At 59.8% G+C, this 26,750-nt stretch carries 19 protein-coding genes and 3 tRNA genes; 2 read left to right on the forward strand and 20 right to left on the reverse strand.

From position 1 onward, the window contains the following. Positions 1 to 2 precede the first annotated feature (2 nt). From AC0JZ8_RS16400 to AC0JZ8_RS16475, 16 genes are all read right to left on the reverse strand, one after another. Complete coding sequence (locus AC0JZ8_RS16400; RefSeq protein ID WP_062453227.1) at positions 3 to 1,514, reverse strand: NADH-quinone oxidoreductase subunit M; 1,512 nt, start codon at positions 1,512 to 1,514, stop codon at positions 3 to 5. Then, on the reverse strand, positions 1,514 to 3,514 hold the full coding sequence (gene nuoL, locus AC0JZ8_RS16405) for an NADH-quinone oxidoreductase subunit L (RefSeq protein WP_430256412.1): 2,001 nt from the start codon (positions 3,512 to 3,514) through the stop codon (positions 1,514 to 1,516). Before nuoL ends, AC0JZ8_RS16400 begins: the two co-directional genes overlap by 1 nt. A 7-nt stretch (positions 3,515 to 3,521) precedes the next feature. After that, a complete protein-coding gene (gene nuoK, locus AC0JZ8_RS16410; protein ID WP_062453229.1) occupies positions 3,522 to 3,830 on the reverse strand; it encodes an NADH-quinone oxidoreductase subunit NuoK in 309 nt (102 codons plus the stop codon). A 27-nt stretch (positions 3,831 to 3,857) separates the two neighbouring features. Next, positions 3,858 to 4,472 (reverse strand): NADH-quinone oxidoreductase subunit J, encoded by a 615-nt coding sequence (locus AC0JZ8_RS16415; RefSeq protein WP_471893384.1) that lies wholly within the window; start codon positions 4,470 to 4,472, stop codon positions 3,858 to 3,860. Positions 4,473 to 4,611: 139 nt separating this feature from the next. Beyond that, positions 4,612 to 5,100: an NADH-quinone oxidoreductase subunit NuoI gene (gene nuoI, locus AC0JZ8_RS16420; protein ID WP_062580005.1), complete on the reverse strand. Its 489-nt coding sequence runs from the start codon at positions 5,098 to 5,100 to the stop codon at positions 4,612 to 4,614. 39 nt (positions 5,101 to 5,139) lie between these two features. Continuing rightward, positions 5,140 to 6,183, reverse strand: coding sequence for an NADH-quinone oxidoreductase subunit NuoH (gene nuoH / locus AC0JZ8_RS16425; RefSeq protein ID WP_062454722.1), 1,044 nt, complete (start codon positions 6,181 to 6,183; stop codon positions 5,140 to 5,142). 7 nt (positions 6,184 to 6,190) lie between these two features. Beyond that, on the reverse strand, positions 6,191 to 8,272 hold the full coding sequence (nuoG, locus tag AC0JZ8_RS16430) for an NADH-quinone oxidoreductase subunit NuoG (protein WP_471892962.1): 2,082 nt from the start codon (positions 8,270 to 8,272) through the stop codon (positions 6,191 to 6,193). A 232-nt stretch (positions 8,273 to 8,504) separates the two neighbouring features. After that, on the reverse strand, positions 8,505 to 9,809 hold the full coding sequence (nuoF, locus tag AC0JZ8_RS16435) for an NADH-quinone oxidoreductase subunit NuoF (RefSeq protein ID WP_062453233.1): 1,305 nt from the start codon (positions 9,807 to 9,809) through the stop codon (positions 8,505 to 8,507). Positions 9,810 to 9,900: 91 nt separating this feature from the next. After that, positions 9,901 to 10,833: an NADH-quinone oxidoreductase subunit NuoE gene (nuoE, locus tag AC0JZ8_RS16440; RefSeq protein ID WP_113167095.1), complete on the reverse strand. Its 933-nt coding sequence runs from the start codon at positions 10,831 to 10,833 to the stop codon at positions 9,901 to 9,903. A gap of 15 nt (positions 10,834 to 10,848) precedes the next feature. Further along, the gene (locus AC0JZ8_RS16445; RefSeq protein ID WP_113111260.1) at positions 10,849 to 11,094 is read right to left on the reverse strand and encodes a hypothetical protein; all 246 of its coding nucleotides are present in this window, start codon (positions 11,092 to 11,094) and stop codon (positions 10,849 to 10,851) included. Between the two features lie 2 nt (positions 11,095 to 11,096). Then, entirely contained in the window at positions 11,097 to 12,287 is a 1,191-nt protein-coding gene (locus AC0JZ8_RS16450) for an NADH-quinone oxidoreductase subunit D (protein ID WP_062580001.1), read from the reverse strand. Between the two features lie 234 nt (positions 12,288 to 12,521). After that, entirely contained in the window at positions 12,522 to 13,124 is a 603-nt protein-coding gene (locus AC0JZ8_RS16455) for an NADH-quinone oxidoreductase subunit C (RefSeq protein WP_184654921.1), read from the reverse strand. Between the two features lie 18 nt (positions 13,125 to 13,142). Continuing rightward, positions 13,143 to 13,724: a NuoB/complex I 20 kDa subunit family protein gene (locus tag AC0JZ8_RS16460; RefSeq protein WP_062453236.1), complete on the reverse strand. Its 582-nt coding sequence runs from the start codon at positions 13,722 to 13,724 to the stop codon at positions 13,143 to 13,145. Beyond that, positions 13,715 to 14,080: an NADH-quinone oxidoreductase subunit A gene (locus tag AC0JZ8_RS16465; protein ID WP_062453237.1), complete on the reverse strand. Its 366-nt coding sequence runs from the start codon at positions 14,078 to 14,080 to the stop codon at positions 13,715 to 13,717. Before AC0JZ8_RS16465 ends, AC0JZ8_RS16460 begins: the two co-directional genes overlap by 10 nt. Positions 14,081 to 14,455: 375 nt before the next feature. Next, positions 14,456 to 14,532: transfer RNA gene (locus AC0JZ8_RS16470), tRNA-Asp, on the reverse strand. Positions 14,533 to 14,590: 58 nt separating this feature from the next. Further along, positions 14,591 to 14,667 (reverse strand) — tRNA-Asp (locus AC0JZ8_RS16475). 279 nt (positions 14,668 to 14,946) lie between these two features. Here AC0JZ8_RS16475 and AC0JZ8_RS16480 point away from each other — a divergent pair. Then, a tRNA-Val gene (locus tag AC0JZ8_RS16480) sits at positions 14,947 to 15,022 on the forward strand. A gap of 581 nt (positions 15,023 to 15,603) precedes the next feature. Here the strand turns inward: AC0JZ8_RS16480 and AC0JZ8_RS16485 are convergent. Further along, on the reverse strand, positions 15,604 to 15,756 hold the full coding sequence (locus tag AC0JZ8_RS16485) for a hypothetical protein (RefSeq protein WP_210184910.1): 153 nt from the start codon (positions 15,754 to 15,756) through the stop codon (positions 15,604 to 15,606). 263 nt (positions 15,757 to 16,019) lie between these two features. Between AC0JZ8_RS16485 and AC0JZ8_RS16490 the strand changes: the two genes are divergently transcribed. After that, positions 16,020 to 16,811, forward strand: coding sequence for a metallophosphoesterase family protein (locus AC0JZ8_RS16490; RefSeq protein ID WP_471892963.1), 792 nt, complete (start codon positions 16,020 to 16,022; stop codon positions 16,809 to 16,811). Here AC0JZ8_RS16490 and AC0JZ8_RS16495 read toward each other — a convergent pair. The 3 genes from AC0JZ8_RS16495 to AC0JZ8_RS16505 are packed head-to-tail and all read right to left on the reverse strand — an operon-like array spanning position 16,808 to position 26,464. Beyond that, positions 16,808 to 17,581 carry an SDR family oxidoreductase gene (locus AC0JZ8_RS16495; RefSeq protein ID WP_471892964.1) on the reverse strand — a complete coding sequence of 258 codons (774 nt, stop codon included), beginning with the start codon at positions 17,579 to 17,581 and terminating at the stop codon, positions 16,808 to 16,810. The genes AC0JZ8_RS16490 and AC0JZ8_RS16495 overlap by 4 nt on opposite strands. A gap of 16 nt (positions 17,582 to 17,597) precedes the next feature. Beyond that, positions 17,598 to 19,031, reverse strand: a complete 1,434-nt coding sequence (locus tag AC0JZ8_RS16500; RefSeq protein WP_471892965.1) for an aminotransferase class I/II-fold pyridoxal phosphate-dependent enzyme — start codon at positions 19,029 to 19,031, stop codon at positions 17,598 to 17,600. Continuing rightward, entirely contained in the window at positions 19,028 to 26,464 is a 7,437-nt protein-coding gene (locus tag AC0JZ8_RS16505) for a type I polyketide synthase (protein ID WP_471892966.1), read from the reverse strand. Before AC0JZ8_RS16505 ends, AC0JZ8_RS16500 begins: the two co-directional genes overlap by 4 nt. Positions 26,465 to 26,750 lie beyond the last annotated feature (286 nt).

The following is a 26,750-nucleotide window of genomic DNA, read 5'->3' on the forward strand; positions in this document are numbered from 1 at the left end:
TCTCAGTGCACGTTGAGTGCAAGGTTCTTTGCTGCGGCCAAGGCTGCGGAGTAATTGTTCACCACGAGATCCACCGAGGCTGCGGTCGCGTTGAGGACCGGCATTGGATAGAAACCGTAGAAAATCGTGAGCGCGACCAGTGGGTAGAGCAGGAACTTCTCTCGCGTCGAAAGGTCGAGAAGTGCCTTCAGCTTTTCCTTTTCCAGTGCCCCGAAAATGACCCGGCGATAAAGCCAGAGCGCATAGGACGCGGAAAGGATGACGCCGGTAGCGGCAAACAGTGCCACCCAGGTGTTGACCCGGAAAACGCCCATGATCGTCAGGAATTCGCCGACGAAGCCGGACGTTCCCGGAAGACCGACATTCGCCATGGTGAGGATCATGAAGGCGACGGCATATTTCGGCATGTTGTTGACGAGACCACCGTAAGCCGAGATCTCGCGGGTATGGAGGCGGTCATAGACAACACCGACGCAGAGGAAGAGCGCGCCGGAAACGATGCCGTGCGACAGCATCTGGAAGATCGCACCCTGCACGCCCTGCTGGTTAGCCGCAAAGATACCCATCGTGACGTAGCCCATGTGGGCAACCGACGAGTAAGCGATCAGCTTCTTGATGTCGTCCTGCATCATCGCCACCAGCGAGGTGTAGATGATGGCAATGACGGACAGCGCAAACACCATTGGCGCGAAGTACTCGGATGCCAGTGGGAACATCTGCAAGAGGATACGGATCATGCCGTAACCGCCGAGCTTCAGCATGACACCGGCCAGGATGACCGAACCTGCGGTCGGAGCCTGAACGTGCGCATCCGGAAGCCAGGTGTGGACCGGCCACATCGGCATCTTGACCGCGAAGGCTGCAAAGCATGCAAGCCACAGCCAGGTCTGGACGCCGGCCGGGAAGCCGAACTTCAGAAGCTCGGTCATATCGGTCGTGCCGGCCTGCCAGTACATAGCCATGACAGCCAGCATCATCAGAACCGAACCGAGAAGCGTATAGAGGAACAGCTTGTAGGAGGCGTAGACGCGATCCTTGCCGCCCCAGACACCGATGATGATGAACATCGGGATCAGCGTCGCTTCGAAGAAGATGTAGAACAGAACGATATCGAGGCCGACGAAGACGCCGGTCATGGCCACCTGCAGAAGCAGGAAGGCGATCATGTATTCCTTGATGCGCTTCTCGATCGCTTCCCAGCTGGCAAGCACGCAGAACGGCATCAGGAATGTCGTCAGGATGACGAACAGCATGGAGATGCCGTCGACGCCGAGATGATAGGAAATCCCCGTGCTCAGCCACTCATGCTTCTCGACCATCTGAAAGCCCGGGTTCGAATTGTCGAAACCGATCCAGATGAACAGAGAGACGATGAAGGTGACGACCGTCGTCAGGAGCGCGATGTTGAGCACGTTGCGGCGACCGTTCGCCCCCTCGCCGTTTGTCAGCAAGAGGAGGAGAACGCCAACCAGCGGCAGGAAGGTGACCGTCGAGAGAATTGGCCAGTCGGTCATTACATTGAGCTCCCGAGCATCATCCATGTGACGAGGGCGGCGACGCCGATCAGCATCGCGAACGCGTAGTGATAAAGGTAACCGGACTGCAGCTTGACCACCCGGTCGGTGATATCGACCACGCGGGCGGCGACGCCGTTGGGGCCGTAGTTATCGATGACGGCGACGTCACCCTTCTTCCACAGGAAGCGGCCGAGAGCCTTGGCCGAGCGGACGAAGAGGAAGTCGTAGAGTTCGTCGAAATACCACTTGTTCAGCAGGAACTGGTAGAGGCCCTGCTGCGAAGCGGCGAGACGCTTCGGGGTTTCCGGCGACTTGATGTAGAAGTACCAGGCGGTGACAAGTCCGATCAGCATGGCGATGAATGGCGACAGCGCCACCAGTGCCGGCACGTGGTGGAACTCGTGCAGCAGTTCGTTCTGCTCGGACGTGAACAGCGCGCCCTTCCAGAAGGCGTCGTAGTCGTGGCCGTAGAAGAATTCCTTGAACACGACACCAGCGAGCACTGCGCCGGCTGCCAGGATGTAGAGCGGCACCAGCATGACGTTGGGGCTCTCATGGACGTGATGCATCACTTCATGGCTCGCACGCGGCTTGCCGAAGAAGGTGAGGAAGATCAGGCGCCACGAATAGAAGCTTGTGAACATCGCGGCAATGACCAGCAGAGTGAAGGCAAAGCCTGCAACCGGCGAATGGGATGCGTAGGTCGCCTCGATGATGAAGTCCTTCGAGAAGAAGCCTGCAAAACCGATCGGCGTGAACGGAATGCCAACGCCGGTAATGGCAAGCGTGCCGATCAGCATCATCGCGAAGGTGAGCTTGATGTGGGAGCGGAGGCCGCCCATGTGGCGCATGTCCTGTTCGCCATCGACGGCATGGATCACCGAGCCGGCGCAGAGGAACAGGAGTGCCTTGAAGAAGGCATGGGTGAACAGGTGGAATACGGCGGCACCATATGCGCCGACGCCGAGTGCCACGAACATGTAGCCGAGCTGCGAACAGGTCGAATAGGCGATGACGCGCTTGATGTCGTTCTGCACGAGGCCGACGGTTGCCGCGAAGAAGGCCGTGATCGCACCGATAATGGTGACGATCGTCAGCGCATCCGGCGACAGTTCAAACACCGGCGACATGCGGGCGACGAGGAAGACGCCGGCGGTGACCATGGTTGCTGCGTGAATGAGGGCCGAGACCGGGGTCGGGCCTTCCATCGCGTCCGGCAACCAGGTGTGCAGCAGGAACTGCGCCGACTTGCCCATGGCTCCCATGAACAGAAGCAGGCAGACGACGGTGAGTGCTGTCGCCCGTGTCAGTTCCATGCCGAAGATATTGGCAACGACCTGCGTCGCTTCCGGTGCACCTTCAGCCGGCAGGTAGTTGGCAGCAGCGGCAAAGATGGTTTCAAAGCTGATCGAGCCGAACAGCACGAACAGGCCGGCGATGCCGAGGATAAAGCCGAAGTCGCCGACGCGGTTGACGATGAACGCTTTCATGGCCGCAGCCGATGCGGACGGCTTCTTGTACCAGAAGCCGATCAGCAGATAGGACGCGAGACCCACGCCTTCCCAGCCGAAGAACATCTGGGCCAGGTTGTCGGACGTGATCAGCATCAACATCGCAAAGGTGAACAGCGACAGGTAGGCGAAGAACCGCGGGCGATGCGGATCGTGGTGCATGTAGCCGATCGAGTAGATGTGCACGAGCGTCGACACGGAGTTGACGACGACGAACATGATCGCGCTCAGCGTATCGATGCGGAACGACCACTCGACGTCGATGCCGCCGGACTGCATCCACTGCATTACCGGAACCTTGATGACTTCGCCGGCTTCGCCGTGGTGAAGGGCCACGTTGAAGAAGACGATCCAGGAGAGGATCGCCGCGATGATCATCAGACCGCTGGTGACGTATTCGGAAGCCTTGGCGCCGATCTGGCGGCCGAACAGGCCGGCGATCAGGAAGCCGATCAGGGGAAGAAAGACGATTGCCTTGTAGATCATGACCCGATCAGCCCTTCATCATGTTGACGTCTTCGACCGCGATCGAGCCGCGGTTGCGGTAGAAGACGACGAGAATTGCAAGACCGATGGCGGCTTCCGCAGCAGCGACGGTCAGAATGAACAGTGCGAAGACCTGGCCGACGATGTCATTCAGGAAGGACGAGAAGGCCACCATGTTGAGGTTGACCGCGAGCAGGATAAGCTCGACCGACATCAGGATGATGATGACGTTCTTGCGGTTCAGGAAGATGCCGAACACGCCGAGCGTGAACAGGATGGCGCTGACCGTGAGATAGTGGGAAAGACCGATTTCCATGTTTGTTGTTCCTTGTTCCCGCTACCTTCAGAGACCCTGACCGGACTTGACCTTGACCACCTCGACGGCGGTTTCCGGCGAGCGTGCGACCTGCCTCGAAATATCCTGACGCTTGACGTTGGTGCGATGGCGCAGCGTCAGCACGATGGCGCCGATCATTGCGACCAGGAGCACCATGCCGGCGAGCTGGAAGAAATAGACGTAATTCGTATAGAGCACATCGCCGAGGGCGGCCGTGTTGGTGCGCACGGCTGGGTTCGGGATCGGCATCGTGATGGATTTCGCTGCCTCCGGTGCCAGGACCGAGCCGCCGATCACGACGATCAATTCAGCCGCGAGGATCAGCCCGATGACGATACCGATCGGCGCGTATTGAAGAATACCGGACCGCAGTTCGGCAAAGTCGATGTCGAGCATCATCACGACGAACAGGAAGAGAACCGCGACCGCGCCGATATAGACGACGAGCAGGATCATCGCCAGGAACTCGGCCCCGGTCAGCAGGAACAGGCCCGCCGAATTGAAGAAGGTGAGGATGAGGAAGAGCACCGAATGGACCGGGTTCTTGGCCGAGATGACCATGAACGCCGACGCCACCGCGATGAACGCGAAGATGTAGAAAAAGATAGCCTGCAGACCCATCGTGGTGCCTTTTCGTTCCTCATCGGGCGGCGCTTCCAAAAAGCCCCCTGCCCGTCAGAACCCGGCGCTTCGAACGCACCGAGATTAAATGACCAATGCTTGCCCGGCGCCCGATCAGAGCGACGGCATGCTCGCCCCGTTACCGGTAGGGCGAGTCGATCCCGATGTTGCGCGCGATTTCACGCTCCCAACGATCGCCGTTTTCGAGAAGACGTGCCTTGTCGAAATACAGTTCTTCGCGGGTTTCCGTCGAGAATTCGAAATTCGGACCTTCGACGATCGCATCGACCGGGCAGGCTTCCTGGCAGAAGCCGCAGTAGATGCACTTCACCATGTCGATATCGTAACGCACCGTGCGGCGGGTGCCGTCGTTACGGCGCGGGCCGGCTTCGATCGTGATCGCCTGGGCGGGACAGATCGCCTCGCACAGCTTGCAGGCGATGCAACGCTCTTCGCCGTTCGGATAGCGGCGCAGTGCATGTTCGCCACGGAAGCGCGGCGAGACCGGACCCTTTTCGAACGGGTAGTTGATCGTCGCCTTCTGCTTGAAGAAATACCTCATCGACAGGAAGAAGGCGCCGACGAATTCCTTCAGGAACAGCGAGTTGATAGCCTGGGCAATAGCCATCTTATTCTCCAATGATGCCGAGTGACGAACGGGCCATGATCATGCCCATCCCATCAGTTTCAGCACGAATGCAACGATCACGACCATGGCGAGCGACAGAGGCAGAAACACCTTCCAGCCGAGACGCATGAGTTGGTCGTAGCGATAGCGCGGTACGAAGGCCTTCACCATAGCGAACATGAAGAAGACCATGGAGCCTTTCAGCATGAACCAGATGATGCCGGGAACCCAGTTGAGGAACCAGACGTCTACCGGCGGCAGCCAGCCTCCGAGGAAAAGAATAGTGGTCAGCGAGCACATCATCAGGATGGCGGCGTATTCGCCGAGCATCAGCATCATGTATGGCGCTGACGAATACTCGACCATGTAACCGGCGACAAGTTCGGATTCCGCTTCCGGCAAATCGAACGGGGGACGGTTTGTTTCTGCCAAGGCCGAGATGAAGAAGATCACGAACATCGGGAACAGCGCCAGCCAGTGCCAGTCGAGGAACGAAGCCGGCAGACCCATCATCGTGCCGAGGCCGTCGTGCTGTGCATTGACGATATCGGTCAGGTTGAGCGAACCGACGCAGAGCAGGACTGAGACGATGACGAAGCCGATCGAGACTTCATAAGACACCATCTGCGCCGCGGAGCGGAGCGCGCCGAGGAACGGGTATTTCGAGTTCGATGCCCAGCCGGCCATGATGATGCCGTAGACTTCGAGCGACGAGATCGCGAAGACGTAGAGGATACCGACATTGATGTTGGCGATAACCCAGTTCTGGCTGAACGGAATGACCGCCCAGGTGGCGAGCGCCAGCGTCACCGAAATCAGCGGCGCCAGAAGGAAGACTCCTTTATTGGCGCCAGCCGGAATGATCGGCTCCTTCAGGATGAACTTCAAAAGGTCGGCGAAGGACTGGAACAGACCGAACGGACCAACGACGTTCGGACCACGGCGCAGCTGAACGGCCGCCCAGATCTTGCGGTCGGCGAGAAGGATATAGGCAATGAAGACCAGAAGGCAGACCAGGAGCAGAAGAGACTGCCCAACCATGATCAGTGCCGGCCAAACGTAGGTCCAGAAGAACGAATCCATGTTCATATTACTCCGCCGCAACCTGGAAATTGTTGCGGGCCAGTGCCGAGCACTCCGCCATGACGGCAGATGCGCGGGCGATCGGGTTGGTCAGATAGAAATCCTTGATCGGCGTAGTGAAGCCGCCCTTGGAAAGCTCACCGGATTTCAGGCCGAGGGTGGCGATGTCGTTGACCGAGCCGGTCGCGATCTCGTCGAGATCCGCAAAATGCGGGTGATCCGCATAAAGCTTCGCGCGCAGAGCGTAGAGCGAGTCGAACGGCAGCTTCTTGCCGAGCACGTCTGACAGGGCGCGGATGATTGCCCAATCCTCGCGGGCTTCGCCCGGCGCGAAGCCGGCACGGTTGCCCATCTGGACGCGGCCTTCGGTGTTGACCCAGGTTCCGGACTTTTCCGTGTAGGTCGCGGCCGGCAGGATGACGTCGGCGGTATGCGCGCCGTTATCGCCGTGGCTGCCGATATAGACTGTGAACTTGGCGTATTTCGTCGAGAACTCCATCTCGTCGGCGCCAAGCAGGAAGATAACGTCCATCGACTTCAGCATGGTTGCGGCATTGGCACCCTTGGCACCCGGCACGAAGCCGAGATCGAGGCCACCTACGCGCGATGCTGCGGTGTGCAGGACGCCGAAACCGTTCCACTCGTCGGTCAGCGCGCCAACGGAACCGGCAAGCTTTGCCGCTGCCTGGAGAATGGCTAGACCATCCGGACGCGAGAGAGCCCCCTGCCCTACAATGATCATCGGGTTCTTCACGCCGCGCAGCTTTTCGGCAAAGCTGTTGCTGCCGGAGGAAAGCTCGGCAAGCGAGTCCGGACCGGCGCCGAGATAGTCATAGGCGTAGCGCAGTTCACTCACTTCGCCGATCACGCCGATCGGGAAGTTGCCGCGCCGGAAACGCTTGCGAATGCGGGCGTTGAGAACCGAAGCCTCATAGCGCGGGTTGGCGCCGATCAGAAGCAGGCCACCGGCCTGTTCGATTCCTTCGATGGTCGGGTTGAAGATGTAGCTGCCACGGCCGAGCGACGGATCGAGCGCCGTCCCGTCCTGGCGACAATCGAGGTTTTGCGAACCGAGAGAGTTCATCAGCGACTTCAGCGCGTACATTTCCTCGACCGAAGCGAGATCGCCGGCAATCGCACCGATCTTGTCGCCTGATGTCGCGGAAACGGCTGTCTTGATCGCCGCAAAGGCTTCAGCCCAGCTTGCAGCCTGGAGACGGCCATCCTTGCGGACGTAAGGGCGATCGAGGCGCTGGGTTTTCAGACCGTCCCAGATGAAGCGGGTCTTGTCCGAGATCCACTCTTCGTTCACCTGCTCGTTGACGCGCGGCATGATGCGCATCACTTCGCGGCCGCGGGTGTCGACGCGGATTGCGGAGCCGACGGCATCCATGACGTCGATCGATTCGGTCTTGTTCAGTTCCCAAGGACGGGCCGTGAAGGCGAACGGCTTGGAGGTGAGCGCACCGACGGGGCAGAGATCGACAACGTTGCCCTGAAGCTCCGAGGTCATCGCGTGCTCGAGATAGGTCGTGATTTCGGCATCTTCACCGCGGCCGATAAGACCAAGCTCAGAAATGCCGCCGACTTCGGTCGTGAAGCGGACGCAGCGCGTGCAGTGAATGCAGCGGTTCATCACGGTCTTGACGAGCGGGCCGATATACTTGTCTTCGACGGCGCGCTTGTTTTCGGTGTAGCGCGAGCTATCGATGCCGAAGGCCATCGCCTGATCCTGCAGGTCGCATTCGCCACCCTGGTCGCAAATCGGGCAATCCAGCGGATGGTTGATGAGCAGGAATTCCATCACGCCTTCGCGGGCCTTCTTGACCATCGGCGTGTTGGTGAAGACTTCCGGCAGCTCGCCATTCGGGCCGCCGCGAATATCGCGCACGCCCATCGCGCAGGATGCCGCCGGCTTTGGCGGGCCACCCTTTACCTCGATCAGGCACATGCGACAGTTGCCTGCCACGGACAGACGCTCGTGGAAACAAAAGCGCGGGATTTCGGCGCCGGCTTCCTCACACGCCTGAAGCAGCGTGAAATGATCCGGGACTTCGATTTCCTTGCCGTCTACCTTCAGCTTCGTCATCGTCTTAACTACGCCCTCAGTTCATCCATCAGCCGTTTCGCCGAGGGACACATTCTTACTTCAACAGCGCCCTCGCCTGGCCGACCCAGTCGCCCAGCGAAATGCGCCCATCGAAACCCAGGTCGTCTTCGAACCGGGCAATATCTGTTTCGGACCAAGCGGCGATCGCGGCAAGCCCGCCAACACCTTTGTCCTTCGAATTCTTTTCAACCTTCAGGCCGATGCCGTCCGGTTACTCCGCTGCTTCCAGAACTGCGCCGTGTGAGGTCGAGTCCTTGGTGTACTGGTCGATACGCGCCTCGATTTCGGGGCGAAAATTACGGATCAGGCCCTGGACCGGCCAAGCGGCCGCGTCGCCGAGCGCACAGATCGTGTGGCCTTCGATCTGCTTTGATACCTGGAAGAGCATGTCGATTTCGCGCTTCTGCGCGTTGCCGCGCACCATCCGCTCGAGAACGCGCATCATCCAGCCCGTGCCTTCGCGGCACGGCGTGCACTGGCCGCAGCTCTCGTGCTTGAAGAAGGCTGCGATGCGCCAGATCGCCTTGATGACGTCGGTCGACTTATCCATGACGATCATGCCGCCCGTGCCGAACGACGATTTCACGTCGCGCATGCCGTCAAAGTCCATGATGGCATCGGCCATGTCTTCGCCGCGAACGATCGGGCAGGACGCGCCGCCGGGAATGACGCCGAGAAGGTTATCCCAACCGCCGCGGATACCGCCGCAATGATGCTCGATGATCTCGCGGAACGACAGACCCATCGCTTCTTCGAAGGTGCAGGGCTTGTTGACGTGGCCGGAGACCATGAACAGCTTGGTGCCGACATTGTTCGGGCGACCAATCGACGAGAACCAGGTGGCGCCACGGCGAAGGATCGTCGGTGCAACGGCAATCGATTCGACGTTGTTGACGGTCGTCGGGCAGCCGTAGAGACCCATATTGGCCGGGAACGGAGGCTTCAGGCGCGGCTGGCCCTTCTTGCCTTCGAGGCTTTCGAGCAGCGCCGTCTCTTCGCCGCAGATATAGGCACCGGCGCCGTGATGGACGTAAATGTCGAAATCCCAGCCGTTCTTGTTGTTCACACCGAGAAGACCGGCGGCATAGCATTCGTCGATCGCCGCCTGCAGGTCTTCACGTTCGCGCATATATTCGCCGCGGACATAGATGTAGGCGGTGTGCGCATTCATGGCGAAACCGGCAATCACGCAGCCTTCGATCAGCGTATGCGGATCGTTGCGCATAATTTCGCGGTCCTTGCAGGTGCCAGGCTCCGATTCGTCGGCATTGACGACGAGGTAGTGCGGGCGACCATCCGATTCCTTCGGCATGAAGGACCACTTGAGGCCGGTCGGGAAGCCTGCGCCACCACGACCACGAAGACCGGAAGCCTTCATCTCGTTAATGATCCAGTCGCGGCCCTTCTCGATGATGATCTTCGTACCATCCCAGTGGCCACGGCTCATCGCGCCCTTCAAGGACTTGTCCTTGAGACCGTAGATATTGGTGAAAATGCGATCCTGGTCTTGCAACATGATCTATCTACCTACTCGACCGACTTTATCACATCGGATGTCATCATCAGCATGCCCGTAGTGACGGACCGAAACTTTGCCGCGCCCATCATCAGGAGCTTTCCCCTTCAGGCTTCGGCTTGCGGCTGCGCTTCGGCTTCGTCTCGCCCGAGGGAACGCCGAGCTCTGCCGGTGCGCCTTCGGCCTTGCTGCCGGTTGCCGCTGGCGCCGTGTCGGTTGTCGTCGGCGAACCTTCGCCCTTCTCGGCAACCTTGACGTTTTCGGCAGCAGCCTTCGGCGCCGTGACCGGCGTCTTCAGCGACTTGTCGGTCTCAGGCGCCGTATCCTTTGGACGACCGGCATTTGCCGGCGGCACGGATGCGCCTTCGGTCACAGCCTGTGGCTGCGGCTCGAGATTGGTGCGAACAGGCTTGATATCGTCGACCAGCGTGATCGGAGCACCGATCGGTGCCGACTCATGACGGTCGATCTGCGGACCGGTCTTGACCTCGGCGCCCTTGCCTGCCTCGAACGTGTCGATGATTTCTTCAAGACGCTCGGGGGTCAGGTCCTCGTAGGCATCCTTGAAGATGATCACCATCGGCGCGTTGACGCAGGCGCCCTGACACTCGACCTCTTCCCAGGACAACGTGCCGGTTGCATTGAGATGCAGCGGATCGTGGTGGATCTTCTTCTGACAGACCTTGATCAGGTCTTCCGAACCGCGAAGCATACAAGGCGTCGTGCCGCAGACCTGGATATGCGCACGGGTGCCGATCGGCTTCAGCTGGAACTGGGTATAGAAGGTCGCGACTTCGAGAACGCGGATATAGGCCATGTCGAGCTTGGCGGCGATATGCTCGATGGCGGAACGGGTGACCCAGCCATCCTGCTCCTGCGCACGCATCAACAACGGAATGACGGCCGACTGCTGCCGGCCTTCCGGGTATTTCCTGATCGTTGCCTCTGCCCAGACCGCATTCTCCTCGTTGAAGGAGAAGTTTGCCGGCTGGAACTGTTCTTCGGCTAGTCGACGAACGGACATGCTTTCAACGCCTTATCAGTTTATGACCCCGCACCGCGATCTCGTGAGTGTCACGAATTCGCAGGCATAGGCCGTCTTGTCTTTCTGCATGAACACGATCAGCTTCGTGCCGTTGAGTACGGATGTCTTGATCTCGTATCCCTCGGACAGGAGCGTAGCCATCGACGCCGAACCGCCGCTGACACTCGACAGCGCCTCCTGCGCCTGCGAGACCGCAGGAGCAGAGAGCACGAGAGCAGCGGCTGCGACGGCGCGAAGCATCATCAGCGGTCAACCTCACCGAACACGATGTCCAGAGAACCGAGCACCGCGGACACGTCCGCCAGCTGGTGTCCGCGACAGATGAAGTCCATCGCCTGGAGATGTGCATAACCCGGAGCGCGGATCTTGCAGCGGTAGGGCTTGTTGGTGCCGTCGGCGACCAGGAACACGCCGAACTCGCCCTTGGGCGCTTCGACGGCCGCGTAAACTTCGCCGGCCGGAACGTGGTAGCCTTCGGTGTAGAGCTTGAAGTGGTGGATCAGCGCTTCCATCGAACGCTTCATCTCGCCACGCTTCGGCGGCACGACCTTGCCGTCGGTCGAAGACACCGGGCCGGTCTTTGCGTCGCTGAGCAGACGATTGACGCACTGCTTCATGATCTTGCACGATTCGCGCATCTCGATCATGCGGATCAGGTAGCGGTCGTAGCAATCGCCGTTCTTGCCGATCGGAATATCGAAGTCGAGGTCGGCGTAGCATTCGTAAGGCTGCGACTTACGCAGATCCCAAGCCGCGCCCGAACCGCGGACCATGACGCCAGAGAAGCCCCAGGCCCATGCGTCGTCGAGGCTCACAACGCCGATATCGACGTTACGCTGCTTGAAAATACGGTTGCCGGTCAAAAGGTCGTCGATGTCGTCGAGCTTTGCCGGGAATTCATCGCACCACTGGCCGATGTCTTCAACCAGGTCCACCGGCAGGTCCTGATGGACGCCGCCCGGACGGAAGTATGCCGCATGCATGCGGGCGCCGCAGGCGCGCTCATAGAACACCATCAGCTTTTCGCGTTCTTCGAAGCCCCAGAGCGGGGGGGTCAGAGCGCCGACGTCCATGGCCTGCGTCGTGACGTTGAGAAGATGCGAGAGGATACGGCCGATTTCCGAATAGAGAACGCGGATCAGCTGACCGCGGATCGGGATCTCGAGGCCGAGCAGCTTTTCGACCGCGAGCGAGTAGGCATGCTCCTGGTTCATCGGCGCGACGTAATCGAGCCGGTCGAAATAGGGCAAGGCCTGCAGATAGGTCTTGGTCTCGATCAGCTTTTCGGTGCCGCGATGCAGGAGACCGATATGCGGATCGACACGCTCGACGATCTCGCCATCCAGTTCCAGCACCAGACGCAGAACGCCATGGGCAGCCGGATGCTGCGGACCGAAGTTGATATTGAAGTTCCGGACGTTGTGTTCCGTCATTTCAGCGCTCCGCGCTTTGGAAAATGGGCAACCGCCCGAAATTCTGCTTCATCGTCATGTCAATCAATTCAGACGAACGCCGACCCAGTAGGAACCGATCTTTCAGGGAGTGCAACCATGTTGCTGTCCTCTCCTGATATTTTCGACCGATATCACATTACCACGTCTAATCGACCCGCCTGCCCGCTCCCTCAACCAAGTCCACCCAACCCGGCAATTACCAAATCAACCGCGTCAGGTCTTCGCCTTCTCGTCACCGGGAAGAACGTAATCCGTCCCCTCCCAAGGCGATAGGAAATCGAAGTTGCGGAATTCCTGCCGAAGCTCGACCGGTTCGTAGACGACGCGCTTGACGCTGTCGTCGTAACGAACCTCGACGAAGCCGGTCGTCGGGAAGTCCTTGCGGAGCGGATGCCCCTCGAAACCGTAATCGGTGAGAATCCGGCGAAGATCCGGGTGACCGGTAAACAGGATGCCGTAGAGATCCCAGGCCTCACGTTCGAACCAGTCGGCGCCCGGGTAGACCGAGAATGCCGAAGGCACCGGTTCGTCCTCGCCCGTTGCAACCTTGATCCGGATACGCAGGTTCCGGTGCGGCGACAGCAGGTGGTAGACCACATCGAAACGCTTCGCACGGGCCGGATAATCGACGCCGCAGATATCGATGAAGCTGATGAAACCGCATTTCGGATCATCACGCAGGAAGGTCAGAAGCTCGATGATGTTGTCGCTGGTGGCAATCAGGTTCAGCTCGCCATAGGACATCACCGCGTCTTCGACCAGCGTCGAGCGCGATTCGCGAATGTAGGTCGAAAGCTCGCTCAGGGTCTCGGTCATCATATCCTCCTCAAGCCCTCAACGCTCGATCGTTCCGGTGCGCCGGATCTTCTTCTGCAGCAGGAGCACGCCGTAAAGCAGCGCCTCTGCCGTGGGGGGACAGCCCGGCACGTAGATGTCGATCGGCACGATGCGGTCGCAACCGCGAACGACGGAGTAGGAATAGTGATAATACCCACCGCCGTTTGCGCATGATCCCATCGAGATGACGTAACGTGGCTCCGGCATCTGGTCATAGACCTTGCGAAGCGCAGGCGCCATCTTGTTGGTCAGCGTTCCCGCTACAATCATCACGTCCGACTGGCGCGGCGAAGCGCGTGGCGCAAAGCCGAAACGCTCGACGTCATAACGCGGCATGGAAAGCTGCATCATTTCGACGGCGCAGCAGGCCAGACCGAACGTCATCCACATCAGCGAGCCGGTACGGGCCCAGTTGATCAGCTCGTCGGTGGAGGTGACGAGAAAACCCTTGTCGGCGAGCTCATTGTTGATCTCGCCAAAGAACGCGTCGTCGCTGCCAATTGGCTTGCCGGTATTCGGGTCGATAATACCCTTGGACTTCGGCGCGACGAGAGTTGTGCCGCTATCGACTACTCCCATTCCAGCGCTCCTTTTTTCCATTCGTAGATAAAGCCGATCGTGAGGACACCCAGGAACACCATCATAGACCAGAAGCCGAACCAGCCGATTTCACCGAAGGACACAGCCCAAGGGAACAGGAAGGCAACTTCGAGGTCGAAAATGATGAACAGAATCGACACGAGATAGAAGCGGATGTCGAACTTCATGCGGGCATCGTCGAAGGCATTGAAGCCGCATTCGTAGGCGGAAAGCTTTTCCGAATCTGGCGCCTTGTAGGCAACGGCGAAAGGCGCGATCAGAAGCGCCAGACCGATCACCAAGGATATACCGATGAAGATCGCGATCGGGACGTAGGAAGTGAGGAGTTCACTCATGATATTCGATCCCTGCTTGCCTTTAGCGCCGGGCGACGCTCGAACATGAATTCGACAAGCGTACGTGCATTGCAACAAGGCGTGACTAGCGCAGCGTGAGGAAAGGCGCAAGCCCTTTGAGTCCCCCTCACCTACCAATAATACTCCACTGGAAAACACCAGTTCGTTCGCCAACAAATCAGTACCCGACATGTTCCCGGCCAAGGGTCTGCCGACGGTCTTCTAACGATGGAGTTTCATTCAGGAATAGCGATTCGAGAGGCGCGGCGGACGGACGTTGCAACTCTCAGCGCGACAGGTGGGTTCGACGACCCGATCATTCCCCATCCCGGTGAGGATAGAGACGCTTGATCAGTTTGGAGGAAAGAAAGTAAATGGCGCGAGTGACGGGGCTCGAACCCGCGACCTCCGGCGTGACAGGCCGGCACTCTAACCAACTGAGCTACACCCGCGCATATTGCCGACTTTACGGCGCCGCATCATCTGGACACGACGTTCGAGGAAGAAGAATGGCGCGAGTGACGGGGCTCGAACCCGCGACCTCCGGCGTGACAGGCCGGCACTCTAACCAACTGAGCTACACCCGCACATTTCTTCAGAAACTTTCGTCTCTCACCAGGCAGCCTCGACTGCTCGGTTGGCCGCTTCCTAAGAGGTTCGACGGGAGGTGTCAAGCAAGTTTGAAGACAAAATAATGACGCCACTCACTTTCCCACATCGAGGCCCGTGGTTTGTCGTTAAGAACCCTTATCTGCCACGGATTTTGTCGAAAATTCAAAAAAATGTCGTCAAAGCTCTTGCGGTTTTCGCGCGATCCGCATAGATCACGGCCACCGAAGCGGCAGACGAAACGGTCTGCAGTTTAGGGGCGATTAGCTCAGTTGGTAGAGCGCCTCGTTTACACCGAGGATGTCGGCGGTTCGAGTCCGTCATCGCCCACCAATCTTCGGCCTTCCCTACCAGATAATTTCCGTAGAATGCTCTCTCGCTGATAATGGCACATGTTTGCCCATCACTGCCTTTTGGACGATTGCGTTGACCGGAAGTAGGCGGCGGCTCTAAGCGGCTCATCCGCTCCGACAGAATACTGCGCGACATCAACGCCAGGTTCCAACCGATTCGTTATCCAGTCTCAATCATTCGATCACGGGCAAATGACGTTGGCGAGCTACACAATTGTGGTTTGCATCGCTGAGGGGCTACGTTGCAAAAGACTGTCGGCCTGCACGACTATACGCGTTGTAGCATTTGGACGGCCGGCGAACACTCTCCGGTCTCCTGTTTTGTACGCCTGTCCGGCAGCACTTCAACCGGGACTGGCGCAGAGGCGAGCGGCATGCCATTGTCCCGCCATGAAAGCTGCCGCTGTCGCCTTTATTCTGCTCTCCTGCTGCGCCGTCTTCGTCGGCGGCATAGAGCTGTTCAAATATCGCCAAGGGGTCAAGCAACTCGCGGCGACCTACGCGCAGAGGCAGCCTTAGCGACAGCGCAGAAGCTCTCGTGCACTCGAAGCGCTTACCGGTTCAATCAAAGATGCTGAGTCGTTTGCTGATGTTCAGGTTCGGCATCACGCCGTAAGCCTGGCCGGTCCTGTAGGTGGTCTGCAGACAATAGTATGCGAAAATCCACAGGAAAAGGCTTGCCATAATCGAGATGGCAACGATCTGTATTCGCATTTATTTCCCTCCCCCAGCTCCTCCCCTCGATAGTGTTTCAAAATAAAACAACTGTCCATAGCAGCACGAGGACTTGGTGCAGTGCAGCATTATATTTTGTGGAGCGCCGGTTTATACTTTCTCATACTGCAGTGGAGGTGCAGCAGCATCGGGATCGTTGAACGGTTTGCAACGAGATCCGAAAGGGCTTGTTAAACGTCCATTAGGGGCACATCTCCCATTGTGTCCTCACGTTCTCTCTCATTCTCGAAACGAACTGTATCATGCGCAAGGTCATCGGGTGGCTCACCCAGAAACGTTCCAGCCAGGGGAGCGTCCCACGTCCCCGTCGGCGTATCGACCTTGGCGTAGACGCGCCGACCTATCCGATCTACGCGATCGGCGACGTGCATGGCTGCCTGGAGCTCCTCAAGGAAGCCGAGGCGAAGATCGCCCGGGACATCGAAGAAACGCGCCGTGCGGGCGTGGTGGTTCTTCTCGGCGACTATGTGGACCGCGGCCCGGCATCCTCGGGTGTTCTCGACTATCTGATCAAGCCGAGCGAATACGGTCTGCGCCGAATGCCGCTATGCGGAAACCATGACGATGTGTTCCGCCTCTTCCTCGATGATCCGGAGACGCATGGCGAATGGCTGAGCCTCGGCGGAGAGCAGACGCTGGCGTCCTACGGGCTCGACGTGCATGACCAGAACTTTCGCCAGCGCAGCCGCAATGGCACGCTGAAGCAGCTGCTGGCTGAAGTCGTGCCCGATGCGCACCGCCAGTTCCTCACCGATTTGCCGATCAGCATGAAGGTCGGACAGCTTCTGTTCGTCCACGCCGGCATCCGGCCGGGTGTCGCGTTGAAAGACCAGGAGGAGGCTGAGCTGATGTGGATCCGCGATCCATTCCTTGCAAAAGGACCAAACCTGCCATCTACCTTCGTGATCCACGGCCACACGCCGCAGACTGAGCCCTCGCTCGGACCGAACAGAATCGGCATCGATACCGGGGCATTCTATTCGGGCAAGCTGACAATTTTGAGGATTGCGGGCGAAGAGACGCGGTTTATCTAGCGACGTCTGGAAAACCAGGCCGCCACAAACGGCTTTACCAGTGGACCGAACAGGCCAAGGCCAGTGATGGAAAAGCCCAAATAGACTTTCTTCGACCGCCGATCGATGCCGCGAACGATCTTTTCGGCAACGGCATTCGCCTTCCACGGCGGCGCGGCTCCCATCAGAGCCCGTGCCTGCGCCGGGCGTTTGGCGAGTTCCCTCTCGAACTGCGGCGTTTCGGTATCCGGCGGGAAGCACAGCGATATGGTGACGCCATCTCCAACCGACTCAGCCTGGAGGGCCTCGGCGAAGCCCGTGAGCGCCGACTTGGAGGCACAATAAGCTGTGTAGCCGGGTATGCCGATCAGTGCCGCACCCGAGGACACGATCATGATTGCGCCCTGCCCGCGGCTCTTCATGCCCGCGTAGACCGAGCGTACGGCATTCGCCGTACCGAGCAGGTTGACGTCTATCTGGCGGGAAAAGTCGCTCTGCGATTGCTGGTCGAAAAAAGCGGGTTCTACCATCCCGGCCGAGGCAACAAGAACGTCGCACGGTCCGAATGCGGCCTCGCAGGCATCAACAGCACGCGAGATCTCGCTATCGTTCGCGACATCCGCGCGTTCACATCTGATGTCAGCCTTGCCGGTACTGCGGAGGTCGACAACAGCGCTTTCAAGCATTGCCGCCGTGCGCGCGATGATCGATACGCGCGCACCCCGGCATGCGTAGATCCGCGCCACTTCCAGTCCGATGCCGCTTGATCCACCCGTTACGATCACGTGCATCGTCGTCGCCACAGCCTCAGGTGTTGTCGGGCGACTGGAGAAGCGGCGCAAGCTGCATCAGTTTTTCCGGGCTGAGAGAGGCAAGACCGAAATTCCTGTCCTGCAGGTCCTTCAGGCGTCTTGCTGTCGATTCCACCGCGTGGCGAATCTGCTCTTCCGTATGGTCGCTGGTGATAAAGAATCGCAACCGGGCCATGCCTTCCGGGACGGCGGGATGAATGATCGGCAAAGCGTTGACGCCATCTTCCAGCAATTCGTTCGACAGCTGGATGGAGCGAAGCGAATCACCGACGAGGATCGGCACGACGGAGAAGCCGAGGCTCAATCCTGTGTCGAGACCGGCTTCCCGGGCGAGCTTCAAAAACAGCGAACCGTTCCGGTGCAACTGCTCGGCCCGATCCGGTTCCTCGCGCAGAATATCGAGGGCCGTGGCTGCAGCCGTTGCCAGAACCGGAGCAAGCCCGACGCTATAGACGAAACCGCCCGCTTCGGCCTTGAGGATGTCAGCCAGCGCCCGGCTACCGGCAATATATCCGCCGCAGCTCGACGTTGTCTTCGACAGGGTGCCCATCCAGATATCGACGCTCTTCGGGTCGACATCAAAATGTTCAAACGAACCGCGACCGGTCTTGCCGAGAACGCCGAGCGAATGGGCCTCGTCGACCATCAGCCAGAAGCCGTACCGATTGCGCAGCTCGATCAGGCGCGGCAGGTCGGCGATGTCGCCATCCATTGAATAGACGCCTTCGACGATCACGAGAACGCGCCGGAAATCTCCGGCGAGCGTGTTGAGCACCGTCTCGAGATTATCGACGTCATTGTGCTTGAACAGGCGCCGCGTGGCGCCGGAAAGCTTGATGCCGGCCAGCGCGCTGTTGTGGATGAATTCGTCGTGGATGACGAGGTCCTTCGGGCCGACGACACAGCTGATTGCCGCAACGTTGGTAAGGTAGCCGCTGACGAAACAGACTGCAGCATCAACGCCGTAGACGCTGGCAAGCTTTTCTTCGAGTTCCGCATGCACCGGGCGCTCGCCTGCGACCAGACGGCTGGCGGAGGCGGAAATGCCGAAACGATCGATCGCAGCCTTGGCGGCTTCGGTCACCCTCGGGTCCGTGTTGGTACCGAGATAGTCGTAGGAAGCAAAATTCGCATAGACTTCCCCGTCCATGGTCGTCGTCGCGCCGGCGGCTTCGTCGTGCGAGCGATAGAACGGGTTGTCGACGCCGATGATTTCGCTCGCCTTGCGCTGCACCATGACCCGTTGATATTCGGGCAAGGCGTCAAAACCGACCGGAGGGCGGGCCGGCTGCTGCGGCTGAGCATTGAGCCGCGTCGTGCGATTGCGCCCGACATTTTCATTCGCCTTGCGCATCTGGTCGATAAAATTGCCCTTCCCCCCAAGGCTCAGCTTGGAGGGCCGGGTTTCATCCGAACTGCTGTCTGTCACTGCGTTGCGGCTTTCTGCTGCGTCGAATGGCTCTTGACCAGCCGGTCGATCACTTCGTTCTGGACGGTGTCGTCCTCGCCGTTGCGCTTGGCGACACGCTCTCTCAGACGGCTTACCACGTCGCTGACGGACGTGTCTTCCCCTACTCCGCTCAGCGGAATATCAAAGCCCGTCTTCTGCTGGAAGCTCATACCGAGTTCCATCGCCATCAGACTGTCGAGACCGATATCCTTCAAGACCTTTTCCGGCGTGATACTGTCTTCCGTGACACGCAGGATCGTTGCGATTTCAGACGCGACGAGGTTGTGAAGAAGCTGCTGCGCTTCATCCGCCGACTTGCCACGGATCAGATCCTCAAGATCGATCCGGTCGCCATCGGAGGCCGATTGCTGATTGCCAGCCGAACGGATCGCCGTCTCGAAGATCGAGGCGTTGGAAATCGGCAGCATCCGCACTGCCTGCCAGTCGACTTCGGCAATCATCACGGCTGCCGCATCAATGGTGCCGGTGTCTGACGCCATGTAGCGTTCGACCTGCTCCAGCGCATCGCGCGCCTTCATCGCCGTCTTGCCGATTCGCTTGGACAGGATTTCGTTGACCTCGGCATTGCGTGCAAGGAAACCGGTATCGGCAATGGCGCCAAAGCCGACGGCGAGACCCGGCTTGCCGGCCGCGCGGCGTGCACGGGCAAGACCTTCGAGATAGCCGTTGGCAATGACGTAGTTTGCCTGGCCCGGGTTGCCGAGCATGGTCGTGGCCGAGGAGAAGACGAGGAAGAGATCGAGATCGTCGCCCGCCGTCAGCTTGTCGAGGAGAGCCGCACCGCGAACCTTGACCTCGACAACCGGTCGGTTGCGCTCGGGCGTCAGGTTGGACAGAAGCGCGTCGTCGAGCACCATGGCCGCGTGAACGATGCCCTTGATCGGAGCCTGCTTGCGCAGGCTGTCGAGGAGTCCGGAAAGAGCCGGCTCGCTGGTGATATCGCAGGCATGGACAGATGCTTTGACGCCCTTCGCCTTCCATTTGGCGATCGCCGCCTCGGTTTCAGTGTCGGCGACACCCTTGCGCGAGCAAAGTGCAATCTGCTTGGCACCGCGTGCGGCAATCCAGTCTGCCGCAACGAGGCCGAAGCCGCCAATGCCGCCGGCAACCACGTAGATGCCATCCGGATCGAAGGCGACCGCCTTTTCGTTTGCAATCACCACCTTGTCCTTGCCGGCAACCGGCGGACGGATGACAATCTTGCCGATCTGGCCGGCATTCTGCATCAGACGGAAGGCACTGCCGATCTCGTCATAGCCGAAGGCGCGATAGGGCAGCGGAGACAAGTCGCCCCGTTCGAACAGGACGCCGATCTCGGTAAAGATCTTCTTCGTGATCGCCGGCAGCTTCACCAGCAACTGGTCGGCGTCGATGCCGAAATAGCTGATGTTGCGACGGAACGGACGAAGGCCGATCTTGCGGTCGGAATAGTAGTCGCGCTTGCCGAGTTCGAGGAAGCGACCGAATGGCTTCACCAGTTCCAGGCTGCGTTCCATCGCTTCCGAGAACAGCGAGTTGAGCACCAGGTCGACACCTTCGCCGCCAGTGACGCCGCGCACGCGGGCCACGAAATCCAGCGAGCGGCTGTCGAACACATGGTCTGCACCAAGCGCTTCCAGGAAGCGGCGTTTTTCCACCGTACCGGCCGTCGCGATGACAACTGCACCCTTCAGCTTGGCGATCTGCAATGCGGCAAGGCCGACACCGCCAGCTGCGCCATGGATGAGGATGGTTTCACCGGGTTCGATATGGCCGAGCTGGACCATGGCGTAATAGGCGGTTAGGAATGCCACCGGAACCGTTGCTGCAGCCTCAAAGTCGAGGCGTGCGGGGAACTTCGTCACGCCGTCACGGCGAACCTTGACGTGCGTGGAGAACGCGGCCGGGCCGATGCCCATGACACGGTCTCCGGCAACGAGATCCGTCACCGACGCACCGACCGAGATGACGCGGCCGGACATTTCCATGCCGATGGTTGCGCCGGCAAAGCCGTCTTCGAGTGCTTCTTCCGGAAGCAGTCCCATCGCCCACATGACGTCACGGAAGTTGAGGCCGGCCGCTTCCACGGCGAGAACGATCTCGTCGGCATCCGGCACCGGCTCGGAGGCGCTCTCCCAGATGATGCTGTCGACGCGTCCATTCACCGTCTGACGGATCGTGGCCGCGGTGAAGTCGGCGCTTTCTGTATCCTTCGGCCCGAACGGACCGCTCGATGCGCGGATTTCCGACAGCGAACCATGGCGCAGGATCCACTCCCGGTTGGTACTGGCGGATGCAAGGATCTCGCCGACATGAAGGCCGAGTTCCGCACTGTCCGTCTCGAGATCGAGAAGGTGCGTGGCGACCGCATCGTATTCGTTCTGAAGAACGCGGGCGAAGGTCCAGAGACCGGCGTTGACGTCATCAGTCGCCTCACCGGCAAGCGGCGAGCCGCCGGGTGCGACGATCACGAGACGGGACTGGTCGCCCGACGCGAGGCTGGCGCTATGGCGGGTGAACGCTTCAACGATACGCTTCAGGTTTTCGAGACGTGCCAGAGCGACATCGGAGGCTTCGCGATCACCCAGACGTTCGGCGAGGAAGATGGCTTGCACGGCTTTGCCATCGAATCGGGCAAGCGACTGCGAAATCGCAAACTCATCCGGATCCGCGCTGAGCAGGACGACGGTGTCGCCGTCACCAAACGCTGCAGCACGGGCAACATCTTCAGCGAAGACGAGCGCCGACGGGATCGACGGCAGCGCCTGCAGCTGGTCGGCCGCGGCCGAGGATGCGCCTGCAACGATCAGCAGCCCTTCGGCCACATCTTTCTCTTCGACAAGCGGGGCGGCAAAGCCGAGACCTGTCAGAAGGTCGGTTACCTGTTCGGTTGTCGCGAGACGCCCGACCGGGAATTCCGGCGACTGACTTGCGGCAAACCAGTCATCCGACAGGCCGAAGGCAAAGTCGTTGAACGCTGACGGTGCACGGTCGACGAACAGGAATGCAGCGCCTCTTGCGGCAGCGCCTCGCACAGCCGAACGAAGGCTATCGTCGGCGACCAGAACCGCCTGGCTTTCAAGTCCGGCGGCAACGATCACATCGATGCCGCGGAGATCGGTCAGCGCCTTCGGCTCGATCACCGAGACATGTGCATGCTGTTCGAAGGCAAGTTCGAGTGTACGGCGAACGCTTTCGCGCGGCTCGACGATCGCGAGCGTCGCCGAGAAATCGACGGCAAGCGACGCAAGCTTGCTGCTGACGGATACGGATGTGGAGCTGAGCTCGACAATGACCCGGGTCCGGCCGCCATTGGCCCGACAGGCTTGCTCGACAAGATGCAGCGCCATATCGGAACGCTTGCGCCCAAGTGGCGAGTGAACAAGCACATGTTCGAGCGTTGCTTCGCTGGTGTGGCGCGCTTCGGAGAAGTCTTCGCCGCTATGAAGGCCGGCAAGCGACAGGTGTTCCAGAGCATCGCGATAGGCATTGTGCAGCAGAACCGCCTCGGCGATACGGCCGGAATCCTCACGGTAGATTTCCTGCAGAAGTTCAGAGACGGCCGGCATGGTGAATTCGGACGGCACGCGCCAGCCGGATTCCTCGGACGACGCGATCCCGGCATCTTCCAGAATAAACAGACAGCTTGCCAGGAAAGCCCGGAAATTGGGTTCTCCCGGGAACTCGGTAACGGACACGAACCCGTCCTGTGAAGCGAGCGACAGCGCAATCTCGTGGCAGGCACGGTAAATCATTGCATCCAGCATCAACGACGCAGTGTCCTTGGCTTCTGCATCCGTCGTCGCGGCCAGTAGACCGCCGGCAAACCCGATCCGAGCGAAATTGCCTGACATCGTCGACGGCACGGCTTCGTAATGGAACGCCACCGAGGCCAAGGTGTGATGACGACGCAACGAGGTGCGGCGGAACCGGCAGTCGTCGAACGACGCGACGATTTCGCCATCTTCCCCGAACATGCGGAAGTTGACTTTGATCGAGAAGCCGCTGAACCGTTCGATCTCAATGACTGCACGGGTAATCGGCTTGGCCCGCGCCCCCACCCGAACCGAACCAAATCGTACGGGGATATAGGGAGAGCCGGCATCGCTGCCCGATAACTGGTCGAACATGGCAACAAGGCCATGGAAGACAGCATCAACCGAGAACGGGTTGAGGTTGTAGGTCAGATAGGGGTGGGCCGGAGCCTCGGCCGCTTTCAGATCGACCTCGACGGTGTTGCGACCAAAGACGCGCGCTTCGCGCAGCAGCTGGAAGTGCGGGCCGTATTGGAGGCCGAACTTTTCGGCAGTCCCGTAGACCTCCAGCGAGGAGAGCTTCGCGCTTTCGCCTTCGTTGGCACGCCAGATCTGACGGTCAGATGCATGCTCTACTGGCTTGCGGCAGCGGGCCACCGCATGCACGGTCCAGTCGTCGCTGCTCAGTCGTTCGCGCGAGCGGATCTCGATATCGCCTGTCTCGGGCGACAGGATCGTCGATAGCTCGAGCAGCCGGTCGGTACGAAGTTCGAGCGGACGCACGATCTCCATATTCGTCAGTTCGACGTCGTCGGATCCGAAATGCACCTGGGCGGCTGTGACGGCGATCTCGACAAATCCGCTACCCGGAAGGATCGCACGCGAATCGACGACATGCTCCGCAAGATCCGGGAAGAGCTGCGCGTCGACATGGTTCTTCCAGTGGGCGCTGTTGGGATCGGTACGCCATCCGAGCAGCGAGTAGCTGCCGCGGTGTTCGCGGCCGAAGATATCGACCTCATCGGTCGTGTTCGCCATCTTCAAGACGGACGGCTCGAGCGGCAGGACCGGGAGGCCTGCAAACGCATCGCGCTTGCTGCTACGGCGCGACACGCTCGGCGAGACGCCGTGGGCGATGGCGCGGGCAAACGACTGCGCGACCGGGTCACGTCCCTCGATCGGGGTCTCGCGCTGCAGGGTGCCGATCACGACAGCCGAATGCGACGCATGCTTGGCGATTTCACTGACATAGTTCGACAGGATCGAACGCGGCGAGATCTCGATGAAGAGGTTGCAGCCGAGATCCAGTGCAGTTTCGGCGGCAGACTTGAAGAGAACCGGATCGCGGACATTTCGCCACCAGTAATCGGCATCCAGGCCGCGGCAGTCGTAGATGCCGCCGGTGACCGTCGAAACATAGGTGCAAGCGCCACTCTTCGGCTCGATCGTCGGCAGGTCCGCGAGGAAAAGATCGCGCGCGCTGTCGATGATCGGGTGATGGAAAGGGTAGTTGATGTCGAGAACATGCACGACGGTCTGCGCTTTGCGTGCCGCATCGCGAAACGCCTGGATCTCGTCAGTCGGACCGGAAATCGTGACCGAGTTCGGTGCATTGATGGCGGCGACGCCGATCTCGTTCAGACCATGGGTCTTTGCGAAGGCAAGCGCCGTCTCCTCGTTCATCACAGCGGCAGCCATCTTGCCCTTGCCGGCAAACAGATCCTGCGACTTGGAGCGCTTGGCGACGATCGCAACGGCTTCCGCAGCGGTCAGGGCCTTGGCGGCATAGGCAGCTGCAATTTCGCCCACGGAGTGACCGAACACGACATCCGGGCGGACGCCGAGATTGGCGAGGCAATCCGAGATGGAAGCCTGGATCGCAAACAGCATCGGCTGGGCGATCTTCGTATCGGCAAGCCTACTGCCGATATCGTCGGCAAACAGCAGATCCGAGAGCTTTTCGCCCAGGTGATACTCGAACAGCGCGCTGAAGGATTGGAAGCACTGGCGGAAATGGCGGCTTTCACGATAGGCCTCAACACCCATTCCAGCCCACTGCGCACCATTGCCGGAAAACACGAAAGCTGTCTTGCCGGCATGGGACGGCGCTTCTCCGCGCTCCCCCTGCGAAGCCGTTCCGGCCAAATGCGTTTCGATCGCCTTGAGAACCCTGCCCTCGTCCTTGGCTTCGACGGCGAAGCGATAACGCATCGGGTCGCGATTGGCGCTGGAGGCGGCGATCATCCGGCGTGCCTTGACAGCATCGGAGCGTTCGAGGGCCGACTGGTAGTTTTCCAGAAGCGACTTCAGGGCGGTGGCGCTATGGGCGCTGGCAAAGAAGAACTGGCTGTCGGCCTTGGTGGGCAGCGCCGGCGTGTCGACCGGATCGGGATCGCCGATCACGACGTGGGCGTTGGTGCCGCCGAAGCCGAACGAGTTGATGCCGGCGAGCCGAGCGCCCTTGGCAGGCATCAGCTTCATCGCGGACATGTTGACCCGCACGTTGAGCGAGGCGAAGTCGATATCCTCGTTGGCTTTTTCGATATGAAGCGTCGCGGGCAGGAAATCGTTTTCCAGCGCAATCATCGCCTTGATGAGACCGAAAAGACCCGACACCGGCTCGGTATGGCCGATATTCGACTTGATCGAACCGATCGGCAGCGGAGCCGGACGGTTCTGGCCGATGACAGTCCCAATGGCCCAGACTTCCGCCGGGTCGCCCACACGCGTTCCCGTGCCGTGGCCTTCGATAAAGGCGACGCGGTTCACGTCGATGCCGTTACCCTGATAGATGGAGCGCAGAAGATCGGCCTGCGCTTCACGCGATGGCAGACTGATGCCATTGGTGCGGCCGGAAGAATTCACGCCTGTTGCGTGGATCTTGGCGTAGCTGCGGTCATTTTCCCGCTTCGTGCGATCGCTGCGACGAAGGACGATCGCTACCCCGCCTTCGGCGCGGACATAGCCATGGCCGTTGGTGTCATAAGCACGGCAAAGCCCTTCGGGCGACAGCATCCGCGCCTGCGCGAAGCCGACGAAGGAGAGCGGGTTGACCAGGATATTGACGCCGCCGACGATCGCGGTGTCGATATCACCGCGCTCGAGCGAGCGCACCGCCTGATCCAGCGCCACCAGCGACGACGAGCAGGCGGTGTCGATGGTCATGCTCGGCCCATTGAGGCCGAAGACGTGCGAAATGCGGTTCGAGACGATCGAGAGCGTGTTGCCCGTCATGAAATACGGGCTACCGGATGCCGGATCCTCCGACGACAGCGTACTGTTTTCGAGACTGGACGCGCCGATATAAACGCCGACCTTTTCCTTGGCGAGCGTGCTTGCCGGAAGATTGGCGTCTTCCAGCGCCTGCCAGACCAGTGTCAGAAGCACGCGCTGCTGCGGGTCCATCTGCATGGCCTCGCGCTGCGAAATGCCGAAAACGGCAGGATCGAAGTCATACAGCCTGTCGATAACGCCTGCGGCAAACGTATAGGTCTTTCCAGCGATACCCTGTGCCGGATGCCAGAAACGTGCCAAGTCCCATCGATCTCCAGGGATCTCCGAAACGGTGCAACGGCCGCCGCTCAGGATCGTCTTGAGTTCCTTGACGGAGCTTGCACCCGGCGCCACACAGGCTCTACCAATAATTTCGATCGTCATTGTCACTCTGTTTTCACAGCTAAAATGGCGGATGCGGACTGCCCGCATCGGACAACTTTAACAACATACTTATTAGCGGATGTCACGAGAAAAGCTAATGCACATATGGCCCGAGACGGGTTCGGGCGTGTGCAAAAAGCACAAAGTTATTGCATAAACAAGCCATTACATTACGGCGCGCCTGTTTATACTAGCATGGGTTGGATCGCCAGATACCTTACAGCAACAATCAACCATACAGTGAACAGAAAGCGGCACCACGCCTGCAAATGGAGTTGAGAAGGCG

It is taken from the genome of Velazquezella soli (genome assembly GCF_977018685.1).

What these genes read in the sequence shown, in the direction of transcription:
- AC0JZ8_RS16490 (WP_471892963.1), top strand. Translation starts at nt 16,020, where the DNA reads ATGCGCAAGGTCATCGGGTGGCTCACCCAGAAACGTTCCAGCCAGGGG.
- AC0JZ8_RS16465 (WP_062453237.1), bottom strand. Translation starts at nt 14,080, where the DNA reads ATGAGTGAACTCCTCACTTCCTACGTCCCGATCGCGATCTTCATCGGT.
- nuoI (WP_062580005.1), bottom strand. Translation starts at nt 5,100, where the DNA reads ATGGCTATTGCCCAGGCTATCAACTCGCTGTTCCTGAAGGAATTCGTC.
- AC0JZ8_RS16415 (WP_471893384.1), bottom strand. Translation starts at nt 4,472, where the DNA reads ATGGGTCTGCAGGCTATCTTTTTCTACATCTTCGCGTTCATCGCGGTG.
- AC0JZ8_RS16450 (WP_062580001.1), bottom strand. Translation starts at nt 12,287, where the DNA reads ATGACGGAACACAACGTCCGGAACTTCAATATCAACTTCGGTCCGCAG.
- AC0JZ8_RS16460 (WP_062453236.1), bottom strand. Translation starts at nt 13,724, where the DNA reads ATGGGAGTAGTCGATAGCGGCACAACTCTCGTCGCGCCGAAGTCCAAG.
- nuoG (WP_471892962.1), bottom strand. Translation starts at nt 8,272, where the DNA reads ATGACGAAGCTGAAGGTAGACGGCAAGGAAATCGAAGTCCCGGATCAT.
- AC0JZ8_RS16505 (WP_471892966.1), bottom strand. Translation starts at nt 26,464, where the DNA reads ATGACGATCGAAATTATTGGTAGAGCCTGTGTGGCGCCGGGTGCAAGC.
- AC0JZ8_RS16485 (WP_210184910.1), bottom strand. Translation starts at nt 15,756, where the DNA reads ATGCGAATACAGATCGTTGCCATCTCGATTATGGCAAGCCTTTTCCTG.
- AC0JZ8_RS16445 (WP_113111260.1), bottom strand. Translation starts at nt 11,094, where the DNA reads ATGCTTCGCGCCGTCGCAGCCGCTGCTCTCGTGCTCTCTGCTCCTGCG.
- nuoL (WP_430256412.1), bottom strand. Translation starts at nt 3,514, where the DNA reads ATGATCTACAAGGCAATCGTCTTTCTTCCCCTGATCGGCTTCCTGATC.
- nuoE (WP_113167095.1), bottom strand. Translation starts at nt 10,833, where the DNA reads ATGTCCGTTCGTCGACTAGCCGAAGAACAGTTCCAGCCGGCAAACTTC.
- AC0JZ8_RS16455 (WP_184654921.1), bottom strand. Translation starts at nt 13,124, where the DNA reads ATGACCGAGACCCTGAGCGAGCTTTCGACCTACATTCGCGAATCGCGC.
- nuoH (WP_062454722.1), bottom strand. Translation starts at nt 6,183, where the DNA reads ATGGATTCGTTCTTCTGGACCTACGTTTGGCCGGCACTGATCATGGTT.
- nuoK (WP_062453229.1), bottom strand. Translation starts at nt 3,830, where the DNA reads ATGGAAATCGGTCTTTCCCACTATCTCACGGTCAGCGCCATCCTGTTC.
- AC0JZ8_RS16495 (WP_471892964.1), bottom strand. Translation starts at nt 17,581, where the DNA reads ATGCACGTGATCGTAACGGGTGGATCAAGCGGCATCGGACTGGAAGTG.
- AC0JZ8_RS16400 (WP_062453227.1), bottom strand. Translation starts at nt 1,514, where the DNA reads ATGACCGACTGGCCAATTCTCTCGACGGTCACCTTCCTGCCGCTGGTT.
- nuoF (WP_062453233.1), bottom strand. Translation starts at nt 9,809, where the DNA reads ATGTTGCAAGACCAGGATCGCATTTTCACCAATATCTACGGTCTCAAG.